This is a genomic window from Peribacillus sp. N1 (assembly GCF_054600815.1).
In genome coordinates this window covers 72,333-88,176 of sequence record NZ_BAAHZO010000007.1, presented here as the reverse complement: position 1 = coordinate 88,176, position 15,844 = coordinate 72,333, and the positions used below count along the sequence as shown (strand labels likewise).

Here is a 15,844-nt window from a genome sequence, read left to right as displayed (position 1 = left end):
ATTATGGAAGTAACTCCAAGGTTAAAAAGGGATATACCCGCTGTCAGCAGCTTCCCAATGCTTCCTTGATACTGCTGTATACTTCATCCCACAGGTGTTTTTCTTCAGCAAAAGCCGCAGTTATCTTTTTGATGACTGCTTTTTGCGCTGCCTCGAAACGTTCATCATCCTTGGCCGGCAGGTCTGACCTTAACTCCATTACATACTCTTGTACCTTTGGTGCACGTGGTCCCCAAATAGCTTTTTCTTCACCATTCTTATCAATGAATATAAAAATGGGAATTGAACGCGCTGTTCCATTCGTTAAGTATTGATCCATCAGTTCAAGATTTTGATCTCGTAAAACCATCCGAGTTTCAATATTTGCCGCTTCAGCTATATTCAGCAGTATTGGAATGTTCATCATTGCATCTCCGCACCAGTCTTCGGTAATGACAATGGCCCGAAGTTCCTTCGTCATTAATTCATCGAAAAAGCCTTGGTCCTCTGCAGAAACGGAAAAACCCTCCTGAATCGATTGTAAGTTTTCTTTATGAACCTTCATCGAAGATACAAATTCTTTAGCGGGAATCCCCTTTTCAAACCATTCATTCAGTGTCGTCATTCTTTTTCTCCTATCTATTTTTAAGTTAAAAATACCATAAACCCCTTATTTTTTCATTGTTTCCACCCTGAAAAATAAAATTCCAATTTGGTAAATTAAAACCATGTTTTCTTTCCCGTGTAAAGGGAAAACTCTAAATACATTCAATAGCTTACTAACTAACTATTTTATAGTCATTAGAACATTGTTTTCTAGTTTAGGAGATGAAATTTGTGGAAGGTTTTCTCTTTGCGCTACTCCCTGCATTGACATGGGGCAGCTTAGTGCTTGTTTCCGAAAAGCTCGGAGGCAACTCTTATAATCAAACACTAGGCATTACAATCGGTTCATTACTGTTCGCCATCATGATGTCTTTCATCAATCCGCCGGAATGGAGCAGTACAGTGTGGATTGTCGGTATCATTTCCGGAATAGGCTGGGCATTCGGGCAGTTATTTCAATTCAACAGCGTCAAGGAAATCGGGGTATCGAAAACCGTTCCAATCTCAACAGGACTGCAAATTCTCGGAAATACGTTTTTTGCAGTGATCATTTTCAGGGAATGGAATGACAAGTTGACAATCATCATCGGCATTGTTGCAATAATCTGTTTGATTACAGGTGTCTTGCTGACGAGCTACGGCGATGGTGATAACAAAAAAGCAGGAAGCATGAAAAAAGGGGTTTTTTATCTTGCCATATCAACGGTGGGTTATGTTACATATGTCATTGTCGTCAGATGGAATGAAGTTGACGGATGGTCGGCGATCCTGCCGCAAGCAATTGGCATGTTCCTGGCTGCCCTGCTCCTATCCATCAAACATAAACCGTTTAATAAATATGCTAGGCGCAATATTCTAACCGGAATGATGTGGGCAGTCGGTAATATCGGCCTCCTGCTCGCCAATCCAAAAGTGGGCGTTGCCATCGCATTCTCATTTTCCCAAATGGGGATCGTCATTTCCACTTTAGGCGGCATCTTTCTTTTAGGCGAGAAAAAATCCAAAAAGCAAATGGTCTTCGTCATCACCGGGTGTGTACTCGTAATTGCTGGCGGAATCATGATCGGCTTTACAAAAGAATAGTCAAAGGAGCGATAAATGATGTATGACGATTTAGAGAAAAAAGTGGTAGTGATCACTGGGGCGGCAAAAGGGTTAGGAAAAGCCATGGCCGAAAGGTTCGGTAAAGAAAAAGCGCATGTCGTATTAAATTATCACACTGAAAATGGCGACCATAAGGAAATCATCAAAACGATTGAAGCGGCAGGCGGGAAAGCCGCAGCCATTCAAGGCGACGTTTCAAAGGAGGCGGATGTGAAGAAATTGCTTTCATTCGCCGTGGAAACCTTTGGCACAATCGACATCATGATCAACAATGCTGGCATTGAAAATGAAGTGCCCAGCGAAAAATTGACTCTAGAAGATTGGCAGAAAGTCATCGATGTAAATCTAACCGGGATGTTCCTGGCAAGCAGGGAAGCAATCAGTTATATGCTCGATCATGGCATTAGGGGGAATATCATTAACATGTCTTCCGTTCATGACCGTATCCCTTGGCCTCATTTTGTCCACTATGCAGCAAGTAAGGGCGGAGTCAAGATGATGACAGAAACCCTTGCACTTGAATATGCTCCTAAAGGGATTCGTATTAATAATATTTCACCCGGTGCGATCGACACACCCATCAATGCCGAAAAATTCAATGACCCAAAAGCTAAGCAAGAAGTCATCGACCTGATACCGATGGGGTATATCGGAAAACCGGAACAAATTGCGGCTTGTGCCGCTTGGCTAGCTTCCTCCGAATCTAGCTACGTAACGGGAATGACCTTATATGCTGATGGCGGAATGACCAAATACCCAGGATTCCAAGCTGGAAAAGGCTGAACTTAGCTAAAGAAAAGAACCCTTGCAATGACTAAAAAGAATAAAACCAATAAGAAAACCAATGGTGAAATGACGCGTTTGACCCAATAAAGGAAAAGGTTCTTACAACCGGAAAAAAGAGCAATCCTATAAAGGATGCTCTTTTTTTCATATTCGCTTATTTTTACCTGGCAACAGTATCATATTTCGTTTTATTTCATTTTAGGATATTGTATTTTCTTTATCACGGATATCGGGCCCTTCCCAAGCTTAGTTGTTCACTATGAATCATATTAAAAAGAATTTAAAGGATTGAATCATAACCGTGAAAAAAATCGATCATATTTCAAGGACGAAATAAAAAAAGATGATCCCATTTAATCTGAGATCATCTTTCCTTTACTGCTGGCTAAGTGTTAGCGAATGCCTTTCATGTAGCCTTGAATCTTTGGTGATAAGGCCATCAGGACAAGTCCAAGGACCATTGAGGCAACACCGATCACTCCAAAATAAGCCATTTCGGTTTGAGGTGTGTAGAATCTGACGATTTGTGCGTTCAGTGCTTGTGCTGCTGCACTTGCCAGGAACCACAGGCTCATCGTTTGTGCCGAGAATGCGGCCGGAGCCAATTTTGTAGTAGCTGAGAGTCCTACAGGAGATAAACAAAGTTCTCCAAGTACTACAAGGAAATAACTAAGTACAAGCCATAGCGGATTGACTAATGCGTCCGATCCACCGAAATAAACAGGAAGCAGGATCACCAGGAATGATAAACCGGCGAACAGTAAACCGATTGAGAACTTTTGAGGAATGGTCGGCTGACGCTTTCCTAGTTTAATCCATAACCATGCGAATACTGGTGCAAGGGTAATGATGAACAAAGGGTTCAAAGATTGGAACCATGCCGGGTTTATTTCTATTCCAGCAAAATTCAACTGTGTCCGTTTGTCTGCATAGCTTGCTAATATAGTTGCACCTTGCTCTTGAATCGCCCAGAACATGACGGCTGCTATAAACAAAGGAATATAGGCAATCAAGCGTGAACGTTCAACAGAAGTCGTTTTCGGGCTGCGATACATGAAAATGAAATAAAGTGTCGGAATAACGATCCCTAGGATACCTACAAGATTAATGAAGGTTTCAATCGTTAAGATGCCTGCAGAAGCCGTGACGCCGATAATGGCAGCTATGATTAGTGCAGCTATCCCCAATTTAGTGAATACTTTTTTCTTTTCATTCTGTGATAATGGGTTAGCAGGAAGAGTTCCAGCCAGGCCCAGGTTCTTTTTCTTTGTTGTAACAAAGACGATGAGTCCAATTAACATACCAATTGCCGCAAGTCCAAAACCAAGATGGAAGCTATAGTCCATTCCGACTGTACCGACAACAAACGGTGAAAGGAAGGCACCCATGTTGATACCCATATAGAATATACTGAAACCGGAATCCCTGCGTTCGTCATTTTCTGCGTAAATTTCACCGACAATGCTGGAAACATTCGGTTTTAATAAACCAGTACCCAGAACGATAAGTACCATGGAAACAAAGAACATGGAGAGACTGCCTGGTACAGCAAGGACAATATGCCCGAGCATGATCAAGATACCACCGTAAAATACGGATTTTGAAGTCCCGAAAATCCTATCGGCGAGCCATCCGCCAATTATACCTGACATATATACTAAAGATCCGTATATGGATACAAGGGCAAGGGCTGTGGGTTCATCAAGACCTAGTCCCCCTTTAGAAACTTCGTAATACATATAGTAAACAAGAATGGCCTTCATGCCATAATAGGAGAAACGCTCCCAGAACTCAGTAAAGAAAAGGGTGAATAGTCCTTTAGGGTTTCCAAAAAAACCTTTTTGAGGTACACTATCCACAATTTTCTGTTTATTTATCGTTGCCATACCTAGTCCTCCTTTTATTATTGTATAATAACATTTTATTTTCTCTATTGTAAACAAATATTTAGTATATTTAAATAATTAATTTCAAAGTAAATAGAAGTGTCCTTCCACCATACAAGCCAAAGTCCGAATTTTGTACTAAAAAACAGTCCATATAATCTAATAGAAAGCGGCCATCAATGATATATTACCCTAACTTCACTAATGGTATTACTTTGGTAGCCATGCACATATTAACGAGAATCAAAATGGCAAATTTTGAATAATCAAACCATTACCGTTATATACACCGTATAATAGATATAAAAACGAGGAGGCACCTTAATGTTCGGGATCATAACCGTCGTGATGATTTTTTCCATCCCTATACTTGGAATACTGACAACCCATTTTGAAAAACAGTCAAAAACCAAGCACAAGATGCTGCAAGTTGAATTGGAACTTGAAAAACTTAAACATGAAAACTTTCTTATGGAGACGGAAAAAATGAGGTTGGAACTGGATCAGATGAAATTCGAACAAAAAAGAGACGAGCCAAGGTTACTGTAATCAAGTAACGTTGGTTCGTCTTTTTTAATGAGTTTTGTACCGTTTTAAAAACCCACCGCCCGTCATAAAAATTACAATAGAGCCATTTTAATGGATATATTGATCGCCAACAAGAAGGTCTGACAGCACCTTTGTCGGGATGATGAACTCGACTGCCCCCATATATCCCGGCGCAGCTTCGTAGCTGTTAAAGGCAATGACTAGCTTGCCATCTTCGTTAATATAAAAGTTTTGGTTTTCATCGATTCCTTTAAATGCAGTAAGATCATCATCTTCGACCCAATATATCTTTTCCGGATCTTCAGCCATCTGCCGCTTCATCTGTTCCTTGATGTTTTCACTGATCACCCGAAGATAACGATCATCTTTAAATAAGCTATTTAACGTTAAAAGCACTTCGTTCTTCTTGTCGACTGTATCGAATTGACTTTCCGTGGAACTAGAGGCCTGAATCGTATCCGTATAACGCTGTACCGATAATATCGTTTCATTATCCGTCAATATCACATATTCGCTTTCCACCGAGATATTGCCCTTTTCCCCATCCTTCAGTTTTGACATGGAGTCCGTGAATTCCTTATATAGCTGTTTGCTTTCCGATAAGTATTTATCATTCAAGCTATCTTCGAGCTGTTTATTCTCCAGACCGGATATAGCAGGTGTTTTGATTACTGCCGAGGAATTATTCGCTTCTTCTTTCCATTCGACGAAGGTAATCACTTTGATGACCTTCTCGACTATTGGAATATCACTCATGGCTTTCGCCGCTGCCGGGCTGATGTTTACGGAAGCTGTCACGATCAGAAGGACTGCAGCCGCTGACACGAGGATATTCCTGCCAACCCTCGGCTTCTTCCTTGGCTTTTCATTCAAGGCTGCTTGAACGACATCATTCAATTCCTTTGGTATCGGTATTTTAAGATATTCTTCCCGCAGATCTTTTAATTTTTTTTCCATCTTTTCGTTTCCTCCCGTTCAGTCATGTTGATCCGCAATAGTTGCAGCGCCTTATATAATCTCGTTTTAACCGTGCTTACGTTCTCTTCCAGCACTTCCGCTATCTCGTCCAACTTCAGGTCCTCAAAGAAACGGAGGACGACTACCGTTTTGTACTTGACTGAAAGTCCTTCCAGGGCCTTTTGCAAATCCAGGTCAGGATAGTGATCTTCCTCACCGCTGCGTAAGTATTCTATTGTTTCGTCATCGGCGACGGTCAGTTTCTTTTCCTTCCGCAATACATCCAGTGCCGTTCGGACGATGATCTTATATAACCAACTATCTATAGAAGCAGCGTCTTTGATTTTGCTGCTGGAGGCTAGCGCTTTCCTGATCGATTCCTGCACGATATCAAGGGCATCATCTTGGTTTTTGACATAGTAAAAAGCAAGTCTGTACAAATTATCTTGCCGTTCGGTTATCCGGGCCGCGAGTAATTGATTCATATCTGGATTTTTCATTGCATGATAGAGCTCCTTACATTTAAATTCCGTATCCTAGGTACATAGAATAGACGTTGGTGGAGCCATAAAAGTTTGAAAATGAGCAAGGAAATATATAAATATAAAAAAATGAAATTTTTTACAAACTTTTAAGACTTTTGACGCGTCTATATAGTAGAATGATTATCGAGGTGGAGTGCATCATGAGAAAATTAAATTATAAAAAAGTCTTTATTTTTCTATTTTGTCTAACAGCTGCTGTGGGAACATTGGGGTTAGCCATCAAAAGCCTTGCTTTTGATAAGAAAAGAACCGTTTCGGCCTATACAACCGATAAGAATTACCCAGAAGCCGATATTCAAACGTATGTGAAAGATAATACGAAAGGCGGATATTCAGCCAGCAGGCCCGTTCTGAATTTAGAAAATATCGACAAGCAGCTAGAAGCCTACATAAAGAAAGAAATTAAGGATTATGAAAAGAAATGGAAAGCATCCGACGGAAAAGCTTCCGAGCTTAACCTCACCTATACGATCCTCCATTTCAGCAAACAGACCATTACGATTTCCTTCGATAAATATGAGCAAGTGGAAGGAAAGAAGCAGTCTGGAACCCAGATCTTCACTTATGATATTCCATCTCAGCAAAAGCTCTCCATAGAAGACATCTTTGCCACGGATACTGATTATTTATCCGTTTTATCCGATATTGTTTTTGAAGAGTTAACGGAGAAGGAAGAAGAAGGCATTTCAAACAGTCTCATTAAAAAGGAAAACAAACTGAAGGCAGCCAACTTCAATTCTTTTTCAGTCTTGAAAAATACGCTTGTATTCTACGTTAAGACTGATGATTCAACCAAGACCCATACAATAGCCATCAAGAAGGAACTTTTTAAAGATAGTTTGCTAGATTCATATCAAAGTCAAGATTTGAATGAGGATCGTGTAAAGGAATGGCAGCCGAAACATATCGTTGCCAAACTGCCCGTGCAAAATGAATGGATCGACCCTTCAAAAAAGGTCATTGCCTTGACGTTCGATGACGGGCCGCATCCAAGTCATACCATGTCCATTCTTGAGAACCTGAAAAAGTATGATGGTCACGCGACGTTTTTCGTGCTTGGAAGCCGCGTTCAGCACTATCCGGAAGTTCTTCAAAAAATGCTGCAGCAAGGAAATGAGATCGGCAACCATTCATGGGATCATCCGCAGCTGACGCGCTTAAGCAAGAACAAAATCGAAGATCAAATCGAAAAGACCCAAGACGCTGTAGAAAAAGCTACAGGTGCTGAGCCAAATCTCGTCCGTCCCCCATATGGAGCGATTAACAATAATGTGCGTGAATACATGGAGGATATGAAAGTCACACTTTGGGATGTCGATCCCGAAGATTGGAAAGAACGCAATGAAAAGAAAATCGTAAACAAAGTGATGAGTAAAGCCAAAGATGGCAGAATCATATTAATGCATGATATCTACCAAACTAGCGCCCAGGCTGCAGGAAAAATCATCAAACAACTGCATGACCAAGGCTATCAACTGGTAACAATCTCGGAATTGGAAAAGGTAAAGAAGGATCGTGAACTTTCCGGAATCACCATAAGTGAATAATCAAAAGAAAAGAGCCTGTTCCGTGATTCGGAACAGGCTCTTTTCTTTCAAATAAAATAAAGCAGGCCTTTGATCATATAGCAAAGGTCTGCTTATTATTTCATTCACCAAGATCTACATTATGATAAACTTGTTGAACATCTTCCAAATCTTCCAATGCATCAATCATTTTTTCGAATTGTGTTTGTGCATCTTCTGGAAGGGTTAGGTCATTTTGTGCAAGCATCGTCAGCTCTGCCACTGTAAAATCGCTGATTCCTGCATCCTTGAATGCTTGTTGTACAGCATGGAATTGTTCAGGCTCGGCATAAACGATGACACTTTCTTCTTCTTCCATGATGTCACGTACATCAACATCCGCTTCCATTAACAGTTCAAGAACATCATCAGCCGTTTTACCTTCAATCCCGATGACAGCCGTTGCATCGAACATATAAGCAACAGATCCGCTGACACCCATATTCCCGCCATTTTTCCCAAATGCGGCACGTACATCAGATGCCGTCCGGTTCACGTTGTTTGTCAATGCATCCACGATGACCATTGAACCATTTGGACCGAATCCTTCATAACGGAGTTCGTCATAGTTTTCTTCCGAACCGCCTTTTGCTTTTTCAATCGCACGGTCAATGATCGCTCTTGGGACATTGTACGTTTTCGCACGCTCAAGTACGACCCTTAATGCCTGATTGGATTCTGGATCTGGTTCACCTTGTTTTGCCACTACATATATTTCCCGTCCGAATTTAGCATAAATCCGACTAGTATTAGCATCTTTTGACGCTTTTTTTTCTTTAATGTTATTCCACTTACGACCCATTATATTCCACTCTCTTTCATCATTGATATATATGAATAGATTATTAAGATACGGCCCTAGGAGAAAACCCACAAAGGGGGAATTCCTTTGAAGATAGGCTATACGTTTACTAGATTATATTATACATCAATTGTATAATTTTGAAAAAGTCCTGCACATCCCTCACTGGCATTTATCGGTACTTTGCGCTATTTTTTATGAAATACTATGGAAAACATCAGCAGTGGTATAGTATGAAGTGATCGGAAAGGAGAGATGATCCATGAAGGACAACCAAATCATCATCGGGATACCCGGTAAATGGAAGGACCGGACAGAATTGATTCAAACGGTCGCTTCCCAAAGCGAAGGGTATCTGTTAGCCGGGAATGTTTTTCATAACAGTGATAAGAACATTACGTTTCAGGCGGAGGTCCATGATTATGAACCCACTTTAAAAGAAAGCTTTTCTTACGCCAGTAAAGACGCCTTTTCAGAGAATGCATTAGAGGAAATCAATGACCATACCTTTACCGTTTATATAATAGCCGATGTATCCGATACCGGAACTGTTATCGATTTGATCGATGCCGGGGCAGCGATCCTAAAGGCAGGCGGAATGGCAGTGAAAATAGAAACAGCTGGAATTGCCCATTCAAAGGAAGATTGGCAGCATCTTCATCATAGCCCGGATATTCTTTCGGTATATGCCCATTTTGTCACGATCATCGGAGAGGAAGACTATTATTGTTCATTCGGAATGAAAGCCTTTGGTCTTCCGGATGCCGTGACACTTAACACAATGAGTCCGAAAGAGGCGGCTGCTCTGCTTAACACATTTAATTATTACCATGTAGGTGAACGGCCTCTCTTTAAGAATGGCGAAACGTTTAGCATTCAGCAAGATGCACCAGACTTTATATTGACGGGCCTTCAGGACTTTAGATATGAAGAAGACCATCCCTTCTACAACCCGTTTGGATTATGGAATTTAGGGACAAGTAAATAGAGGAGCGATTCGCTCCCCCCAGACTGCAGGCAAATTCGAATAGATCGGGTATGCCTGCAGTTTTTATTTAAAAGACGTTCCAGTCGTTTTCAGAATCTGCTCCCTGTCTGCCAAGTCTCCTCGACGCATCTCTGCTAGCCAGTTATTCGGCAGGAGTGTCGCAAATTTCTTCAATCCAATAAGGATTACAGTAAAAAACATCAAGAATACCAGCTTGGTTCGGAATAGACCATCCTGCAGTTTTCATTTTAAAAAACGTCTCATTTGATTGGAACGGAAGGTACGAGACTCCTGCGGGAAAAGCGCGTCTAAGGGAGACCCCACAGGCGCAAAGAGCGCCGAGGAGGCTCCCGGAACGCCCGCGGAAAGCGAGTGCCTGTAGTGGAAATCAACGTTGAAAACAATAAAGTATATCCTTGTTTTAATCAAGGTTCGGGATGAAAACATTCCGAACCCTCCTTTGCCTATTAAGAGAATTGATTCGCTTCTCCATTTTTATTTTTTCAACCGAGTTTTTCACGCTTTTCTTCTTCATGTTCCTTTTTCACGAGGGACATGCCGCTCGCTTGGTATTTGAGGATCTTTTGAATGACCGTGCCAAGATGTGCCCCAGCTTCAACAGGAGGAATCCCTCCTTTATGGATGTTGGAAATGACCATCCTCTCCGCTTCAATGGTGCCCAAACGTGGTTTATAGCATATATAAGCGCTCAATGATTCAGCACTGACCAGACCAGGCCGTTCACCGATCAACAGGACAATGACTTCAGGTCCTAGGATTTCACCGATATCATCCATCACGGCAACCCGGCCCTTTTCAATATAAAAAGGTGTACCCGTATCCAGACCTGCCACTGCCAAAGATTGTTTGAAAGATAAATAGACGTCCTCCACATTTTCTTCGATCGCCTTGGCACTTAAGCCATCGGAAATGATGATTTGAACCGTTGGGGCCTTTATGCATTTGGCTTCTATCACCCGCTTTGCTTCATCCGAAAGCTTTCTGCCATAATCCGGACGCCGTAAATAGACTTCCTTATCATCGGCCTTCGTTTTCACCTTGAATAAATCCAAGCGCTTCAAAAGAATATCACTGACTTCACCATATACAGCATCAACGGCCGCCGCATGGTCAAAACGAAATTTCAGCCAAGAATCCGTTTTCGGCCGGGTGCCTGACCTGCCTACACCTATGCGTGCAGGGGTTTTCGCTATCAAGGCATCCAAATCTTCCTTATTATTCATTCCCATATCATCCACTCCTAATGGTTAAATATAGTTGGATCACCGGCACGCTTCGTTAATTTTCCATTCTCCATAATCTCCATCTTCTCCAGCCAAGCTTCATATAATGGGGCAGGCCGTTTATCCATCGTTTGCCTCAAAGTCGCTATATCGTGGTAACTCAAAGACTGATAGTTTAACATGCAGTCATCCCCCATCGGAGTTGCGATGATGAAATTCACACCAGCAGCCGTTAAAAGTACACCCAAGTCCTCGATATCATTTTGATCAGCCTTCATATGATTCGTATAGCAAATATCCACACCCATCGGCAGTCCATGCATTTTTCCCATGAAATGGTCTTCTAACCCGGCTCGGATGACCTGCTTGCTGTTATATAGATATTCAGGTCCGATGAATCCGACGACCGTATTGACAATGTACGGATCAAAATAGCGGGCAAATCCATAGTTCCTGGCTTCAAGCGTCACCTGATCGATTCCGAAATGCGCTTCAGCCGATAACTCGGAGCCTTGCCCCGTTTCAAAATAAAGATGCTGCGGGCCTGTGCCGGTCCCATAGGCCTTCGCGATCTCATTAGCTTCTTCGAGCAATTGTACGTTAATTCCAAAAGAGCGATTGGCCGTTTCCGTTCCGGCTATGCTTTGAAAGATCATATCAGCAGGCGCACCTTGCTGTACGGCCTTCATTTGCGTGGTCACATGCGCAAGTACACAATTTTGGGTCGGAATGTTCCATTTCTGGATGACATCCTGTGTCGCATGAAGCAGCCGCTTTACGCTTTCGACCGAATCATCGACAGGGTTGATTCCAATGAGTGCATCCCCGATTCCATAGGAGAGGCCTTCTTTTAAAGAAGCCAGCATGCCATCCACATTGTCAGTCGGGTGGTTAGGCTGAAGGCGCGAAGCAAGCGTTCCTTTGTATCCGATCGTGCTATTATTCTTGGTGAGCACTTCGATTTTATTGGCTGCATGGATAAGGTCGAGGTTCGACATCAATTTGGCTGCCGCAGCAATCATTTCACTATTCAATCCCCTGCTTAATCGCTTTAAATCCTCGCCGGTTGTGTCGTCACTCAAAATATATTCTCGCAGCTCGGCAACGCTCCAATTCTTCACAGATTGATAGATGGTTCCATTGATGAGACCATCTATGATCCGCGACACCTCATCCTCTTCCGGGGAGAGCAGGGGATAGTTCCTAATGTCCGCCAAAGTCAATTCGCTAAGCACCGCTTTCGCAGCAATCCGTTCTTGGACCGAATCTGCTGCAATTCCCGCAAGTCTATCTCCTGATTTCTCTTCATTCGCTTTGGCCAGGACTTCTTTCAACGATTTGAATTGATGGATTTCCCCAAAGTATTGAGTGGATAATTTCATCGTATGATCCTCCTTTTCCTAACTGTGAAAGGTTAGCGTTTTTACTACAACCGGAACGACTCCTGTCCGAAGCAGCCTTCCTATATCCAAATAATCACCATGTTCCACTTCTGTCTGATCAATGCAGATGACCGGCAGATCCGGTTGGTTCGCTAGAATGGTTTGACCAAGTGCCTTCCCATAATCACTATCCATGACAACGATCAGAGGCTGCTGCCGATTCGGTTTTTGCTTCAGTGCCTCGGTGAAAGCGACTGCGAGCCGGTGAATGTCCCGAAATGATTGATAAGGTAAATTCGTTAAATAAAAGGCAAAATTCAGCCCCTCCTGCAAGGCGTCGTATATTGTGATCGCATCCTGAACAGCTTGTGCCATTTTCGCGGTTACATCATCAAGCCCGCCATGAAAATCGACCCGATAGACTGGAATATTACGAACTGGCAGATGAGAATCATTCACCTCGATGGTTGCTCCGCTGATTTCAGTTGTATGTGCGCCTGCTCCAAGTACAGTCGCCCGAACCGTTTCAACGGGCTGTTCCCACTCCCATGCGGCCAATTCTTCACTTTCCTTGATAGAGGCCGCAAGCATCATGCCGATATCCCGGAAGCTTTTGTCCTCCCGTTCTTCATGATAAATGCAATCACTGACACCGCCCGAGAACATCAACACTTCTATTCGTTCTGTCCAAGATGGCACCTTCCCAACTAATAGAAGTTCATCTTCTTTTGTGAAGGAGCCAGCCAAAAACCTCGAAAGCACCTTCGCCATTTCATTTGCGATGATTGACCCTTCACCATTCAAAGGAGAGTGCCCTTTTGATTTCAGCCATTTTCCTATTGAAGGAGCAACCTTCACCTTCGCTCCGTCCCACTCCACCAAACGGCCTCCTATATGCAGTGTGCAAGTTCCGCAAAGCATGCCTGAATGGTATACGGCAATATTCGCGGTCCCCCCGCCAATGTCTATGTTCGCTACAGTCTTTCTTGTCTTGATGGAATGTTGATAGGCACCGGATCCCTTGGCGGCAATGATTCCCTCCAAATCCGGACCGGCTGCCGCTACAAGGAATTCCCCCGCCGCTTTAGATAACCGGTGCACCATTTCTTCTGCATTTTGTTTGGTTGCCGTTTCCCCAGTGATGATGACAGCCCCTGTTTGTATGTTTTCAATCGTGATTCCTGCTTTTTGGTATTCACTTTCCACCATTCTTTGAACAGCAGGTATGTCAATTACCGTCTCGGATAAAAGCGGGGTCCTGAAAATGGGACTTCGATACAGAATTTCCTTATCGGTAATTTCGATTTTTGGCACCTGTCCGCCACCCGCCACATTCCTAAGCGAGAGCTCGCTGATAATAAGTTTCGTCGTACTGGTGCCAATGTCAATTCCTGCACTGATGATTCGTTCCACCTGTTCATTCATTAAAATCACACCCCAGTTTTACACCACTTGGATTTCATTACTGTTTTCTTCTTCGTTTTTCGTTTTATATTCATTAATGCCGATAACTCCTGCTGCACGATCCTTTTCTTCTAATTCCAAAGCTTTCGGAACGGACAGCCAGTAAGCAAGACCGATTCCAATCGCTCCGGCAGATAGCTTACCGACAATGATCGGTAATATTAAGGAGGGCTGAAAGTTGGCTGTGAATGATAAATGATCGCCCAATAGGAAGGCCGCACACACGGCGAAGGAGATGTTTATGACCTTATCCTTCGGCGGCATATCTTTAACAAGCTTGAACATTGCTAATATATTGGCTACCGTGGCTAATATCCCTGCACTCCCAGCTTTACTCAACCCAATTTTCCCTCCCATCGCTTCCAAAGGCTTGCCTGCATATTTTTGAATCAGGTAAATCATTGGAAATGCACCTGCCAGCATTATCCCGATATACCCCGCCGTTTCCAGGGCACGGAACTGGTCTGCCTTATCGGCCATGATCGGATGGAAACCCCAAGCACCAAATACTTTGGAAAACAATCCCGTGAAAATTTCAACGATCGAAAACACGAGTACTAGTTTAATCGCGGCGTCCAATATTTTTCCAAACCACATGAAACCTTTGATCATCAAATCCGGTAGGAAATAAAGGCCTAACGCGAGCAAGACCACAAAAATAAGAAGAGGGGAAAGATTCAGGGCAATTTTCAAATAGCTCAACGCGAATTCGTATGTAGAATCCGCATTCGTGGAAATCACTTCGCGGATTTTCGAATTCGTTGCCACCACCAGCACGCTTGAGATAAAAGCGCCAATGGGAATCGTCAGGATTCCTGACATGACACCAAGTGCCATGTATTTATGATCACGCTTCTCCAGCATCGCAAGCCCCATTGGAATTGAGAATACAATCGTTGCCCCAGACATGAAGCCGACAATCATCGCCATAATCCAGCCTTCATACGATTCCTTCAGCTCGGCCGCTAATTGGTAGCCCCCCATATCCGTCGCCAAAATCGTTGTTGCGGCGAGGGCGGGATCTGCACCGATCGCAGCGAAAACCGGGCCGCATACTGTATTGATGAACCATGATAAATAAGGGATCGAGGCCATGATTCCAGCTGCCGGGATAAATATATGGCCAACGGTATGCAAACCTTCCATGAAATGTTTCCCCAAGCCTTGCTCACTGTCTTTAATCGATGCAATAGCACCGACAACGGCACACACCATAATGATATAAATAACGAATTTACCTACCATCTCCATACAGATTCCCCCTGAATTCCGATTTGATTTGGCCTATCGACTTTTAAAAAAAGGGTATAAAAAAGACGCCTCTTATAGCCCAAACTTAGGTTACCCGGCAGAAATGCCTGCCTACAACCAATTTGGTCCATCAAAGCGCCATTGCTTCATCTATTTACTTGTTTTTGATCATTTGCAATGATTCGTCGTGCCACCGTCTCCATGGAAAGCTGCTTATCCATGCTTAGCCTTCTCAGCTTATTGTAAGCGACTTCTTCCGTTACATTCTTCCTTTTCATGATGATACCTTTTGCCTTTTCAATGACTTTACGATTTGTGAGAGTTTCATCCAATTGAGCATTTCGTTCCTGATACTTCTTTGTATTGGCTGCTTGCAGCAAAGCTATCTCCACTGCCGGAATCAGATTCGCCTCCGTAATTGGCTTTACAAGATAACCTACGATATTCGCCCGCTTCGCCTCATCGATATATTCACGCTGACTGAATGCGGTTAAAAGCAGGACTGGAATCTGAAAGGTATTGGATATCACATCGCTAGCCTTGAGCCCATTCATTTTAGGCATTTTGATATCCATCAAAACCAGATCCGGCTGTAGTGCATGTGCCAATTCAATTGCCTTCTCGCCATTACGTGCATGTCCAACCACATCGAAGCCTGCATCCTTGAGCATGATCGTTATATCAAGCAGAAGTATCGATTCATCCTCCACGACCAAAATCCTCTTGACCACTTCTC

At 43.0% G+C, this 15,844-nt stretch carries 15 protein-coding genes and 1 pseudogene; 5 read left to right on the top strand and 11 right to left on the bottom strand.

All coding sequences use genetic code 11. The annotated features are described in order from the left end of the window. Positions 1–43: 43 nt before the first annotated feature. On the bottom strand, positions 44–604 hold the full coding sequence (locus ACYP5M_RS23030) for a thioredoxin family protein (RefSeq protein ID WP_434167935.1): 561 nt from the start codon (positions 602–604) through the stop codon (positions 44–46). 212 nt (positions 605–816) lie between these two features. Between ACYP5M_RS23030 and ACYP5M_RS23025 the strand changes: the two genes are divergently transcribed. Both ACYP5M_RS23025 and ACYP5M_RS23020 read left to right on the top strand, forming a co-directional pair. Continuing rightward, positions 817–1,668 carry a GRP family sugar transporter gene (locus ACYP5M_RS23025; RefSeq protein WP_459735564.1) on the top strand — a complete coding sequence of 284 codons (852 nt, stop codon included), beginning with the start codon at positions 817–819 and terminating at the stop codon, positions 1,666–1,668. 18 nt (positions 1,669–1,686) lie between these two features. Next, positions 1,687–2,472 carry a glucose-1-dehydrogenase gene (locus tag ACYP5M_RS23020; RefSeq protein WP_459735563.1) on the top strand — a complete coding sequence of 262 codons (786 nt, stop codon included), beginning with the start codon at positions 1,687–1,689 and terminating at the stop codon, positions 2,470–2,472. Between the two features lie 395 nt (positions 2,473–2,867). On the opposite strand, the gene ACYP5M_RS23015 is transcribed toward ACYP5M_RS23020, so the two are convergent. Next, positions 2,868–4,361: a peptide MFS transporter gene (locus ACYP5M_RS23015; RefSeq protein ID WP_434167937.1), complete on the bottom strand. Its 1,494-nt coding sequence runs from the start codon at positions 4,359–4,361 to the stop codon at positions 2,868–2,870. A gap of 324 nt (positions 4,362–4,685) precedes the next feature. Between ACYP5M_RS23015 and ACYP5M_RS23010 the strand changes: the two genes are divergently transcribed. Then, complete coding sequence (locus tag ACYP5M_RS23010; RefSeq protein WP_101225526.1) at positions 4,686–4,910, top strand: hypothetical protein; 225 nt, start codon at positions 4,686–4,688, stop codon at positions 4,908–4,910. A gap of 87 nt (positions 4,911–4,997) precedes the next feature. On the opposite strand, the gene rsiV is transcribed toward ACYP5M_RS23010, so the two are convergent. Both rsiV and ACYP5M_RS23000 read right to left on the bottom strand, forming a co-directional pair. After that, the gene (gene rsiV / locus ACYP5M_RS23005; protein WP_459735562.1) at positions 4,998–5,867 is read right to left on the bottom strand and encodes an anti-sigma-V factor RsiV; all 870 of its coding nucleotides are present in this window, start codon (positions 5,865–5,867) and stop codon (positions 4,998–5,000) included. After that, on the bottom strand, positions 5,852–6,367 hold the full coding sequence (locus ACYP5M_RS23000) for an RNA polymerase sigma factor (RefSeq protein WP_101225528.1): 516 nt from the start codon (positions 6,365–6,367) through the stop codon (positions 5,852–5,854). The genes rsiV and ACYP5M_RS23000 overlap by 16 nt, the downstream gene beginning before the upstream one ends. A 185-nt stretch (positions 6,368–6,552) precedes the next feature. Here ACYP5M_RS23000 and ACYP5M_RS22995 point away from each other — a divergent pair, with 185 nt between their 5' ends. Then, the gene (locus ACYP5M_RS22995; protein ID WP_101225529.1) at positions 6,553–7,959 is read left to right on the top strand and encodes a polysaccharide deacetylase family protein; all 1,407 of its coding nucleotides are present in this window, start codon (positions 6,553–6,555) and stop codon (positions 7,957–7,959) included. Between the two features lie 100 nt (positions 7,960–8,059). Here ACYP5M_RS22995 and ACYP5M_RS22990 read toward each other — a convergent pair whose 3' ends face one another. Beyond that, on the bottom strand, positions 8,060–8,779 hold the full coding sequence (locus ACYP5M_RS22990; protein WP_434167940.1) for a YebC/PmpR family DNA-binding transcriptional regulator: 720 nt from the start codon (positions 8,777–8,779) through the stop codon (positions 8,060–8,062). Between the two features lie 262 nt (positions 8,780–9,041). Here ACYP5M_RS22990 and ACYP5M_RS22985 point away from each other — a divergent pair, with 262 nt between their 5' ends. After that, positions 9,042–9,767, top strand: a complete 726-nt coding sequence (locus ACYP5M_RS22985) for a DUF4261 domain-containing protein (RefSeq protein ID WP_101225531.1) — start codon at positions 9,042–9,044, stop codon at positions 9,765–9,767. Positions 9,768–9,830: 63 nt separating this feature from the next. On the opposite strand, the gene ACYP5M_RS22980 is transcribed toward ACYP5M_RS22985, so the two are convergent. The 6 genes and pseudogenes from ACYP5M_RS22980 to ACYP5M_RS22955 all read right to left on the bottom strand — a co-directional run bounded on the left by ACYP5M_RS22980 (position 9,831) and on the right by ACYP5M_RS22955 (position 15,839). Beyond that, positions 9,831–9,968, bottom strand: a complete 138-nt coding sequence (locus ACYP5M_RS22980) for a hypothetical protein (RefSeq protein WP_434167941.1) — start codon at positions 9,966–9,968, stop codon at positions 9,831–9,833. 302 nt (positions 9,969–10,270) lie between these two features. Then, positions 10,271–10,996: pseudogene (eutC, locus tag ACYP5M_RS22975) on the bottom strand (ethanolamine ammonia-lyase subunit EutC); the annotation flags it as partial. A 32-nt stretch (positions 10,997–11,028) separates the two neighbouring features. Beyond that, on the bottom strand, positions 11,029–12,393 hold the full coding sequence (locus ACYP5M_RS22970) for an ethanolamine ammonia-lyase subunit EutB (RefSeq protein WP_101225534.1): 1,365 nt from the start codon (positions 12,391–12,393) through the stop codon (positions 11,029–11,031). Between the two features lie 18 nt (positions 12,394–12,411). Then, complete coding sequence (locus tag ACYP5M_RS22965) at positions 12,412–13,818, bottom strand: ethanolamine ammonia-lyase reactivating factor EutA (protein ID WP_434167943.1); 1,407 nt, start codon at positions 13,816–13,818, stop codon at positions 12,412–12,414. An 18-nt stretch (positions 13,819–13,836) separates the two neighbouring features. Beyond that, a complete protein-coding gene (eutH, locus tag ACYP5M_RS22960) occupies positions 13,837–15,108 on the bottom strand; it encodes an ethanolamine utilization protein EutH (protein ID WP_427575111.1) in 1,272 nt (423 codons plus the stop codon). 146 nt (positions 15,109–15,254) lie between these two features. Next, a complete protein-coding gene (locus ACYP5M_RS22955; protein ID WP_230178460.1) occupies positions 15,255–15,839 on the bottom strand; it encodes an ANTAR domain-containing response regulator in 585 nt (194 codons plus the stop codon). Positions 15,840–15,844 lie beyond the last annotated feature (5 nt).

What these genes read in the sequence shown, in the direction of transcription:
- ACYP5M_RS23000 (WP_101225528.1), bottom strand. Translation starts at nt 6,367, where the DNA reads ATGAAAAATCCAGATATGAATCAATTACTCGCGGCCCGGATAACCGAA.
- ACYP5M_RS23030 (WP_434167935.1), bottom strand. Translation starts at nt 604, where the DNA reads ATGACGACACTGAATGAATGGTTTGAAAAGGGGATTCCCGCTAAAGAA.
- rsiV (WP_459735562.1), bottom strand. Translation starts at nt 5,867, where the DNA reads ATGGAAAAAAAATTAAAAGATCTGCGGGAAGAATATCTTAAAATACCG.
- eutH (WP_427575111.1), bottom strand. Translation starts at nt 15,108, where the DNA reads ATGGAGATGGTAGGTAAATTCGTTATTTATATCATTATGGTGTGTGCC.
- ACYP5M_RS22970 (WP_101225534.1), bottom strand. Translation starts at nt 12,393, where the DNA reads ATGAAATTATCCACTCAATACTTTGGGGAAATCCATCAATTCAAATCG.
- ACYP5M_RS22985 (WP_101225531.1), top strand. Translation starts at nt 9,042, where the DNA reads ATGAAGGACAACCAAATCATCATCGGGATACCCGGTAAATGGAAGGAC.
- ACYP5M_RS22965 (WP_434167943.1), bottom strand. Translation starts at nt 13,818, where the DNA reads ATGAATGAACAGGTGGAACGAATCATCAGTGCAGGAATTGACATTGGC.
- ACYP5M_RS23015 (WP_434167937.1), bottom strand. Translation starts at nt 4,361, where the DNA reads ATGGCAACGATAAATAAACAGAAAATTGTGGATAGTGTACCTCAAAAA.
- ACYP5M_RS23010 (WP_101225526.1), top strand. Translation starts at nt 4,686, where the DNA reads ATGTTCGGGATCATAACCGTCGTGATGATTTTTTCCATCCCTATACTT.
- ACYP5M_RS22980 (WP_434167941.1), bottom strand. Translation starts at nt 9,968, where the DNA reads ATGTTTTTTACTGTAATCCTTATTGGATTGAAGAAATTTGCGACACTC.
- ACYP5M_RS22995 (WP_101225529.1), top strand. Translation starts at nt 6,553, where the DNA reads ATGAGAAAATTAAATTATAAAAAAGTCTTTATTTTTCTATTTTGTCTA.
- ACYP5M_RS22990 (WP_434167940.1), bottom strand. Translation starts at nt 8,779, where the DNA reads ATGGGTCGTAAGTGGAATAACATTAAAGAAAAAAAAGCGTCAAAAGAT.
- ACYP5M_RS23020 (WP_459735563.1), top strand. Translation starts at nt 1,687, where the DNA reads ATGTATGACGATTTAGAGAAAAAAGTGGTAGTGATCACTGGGGCGGCA.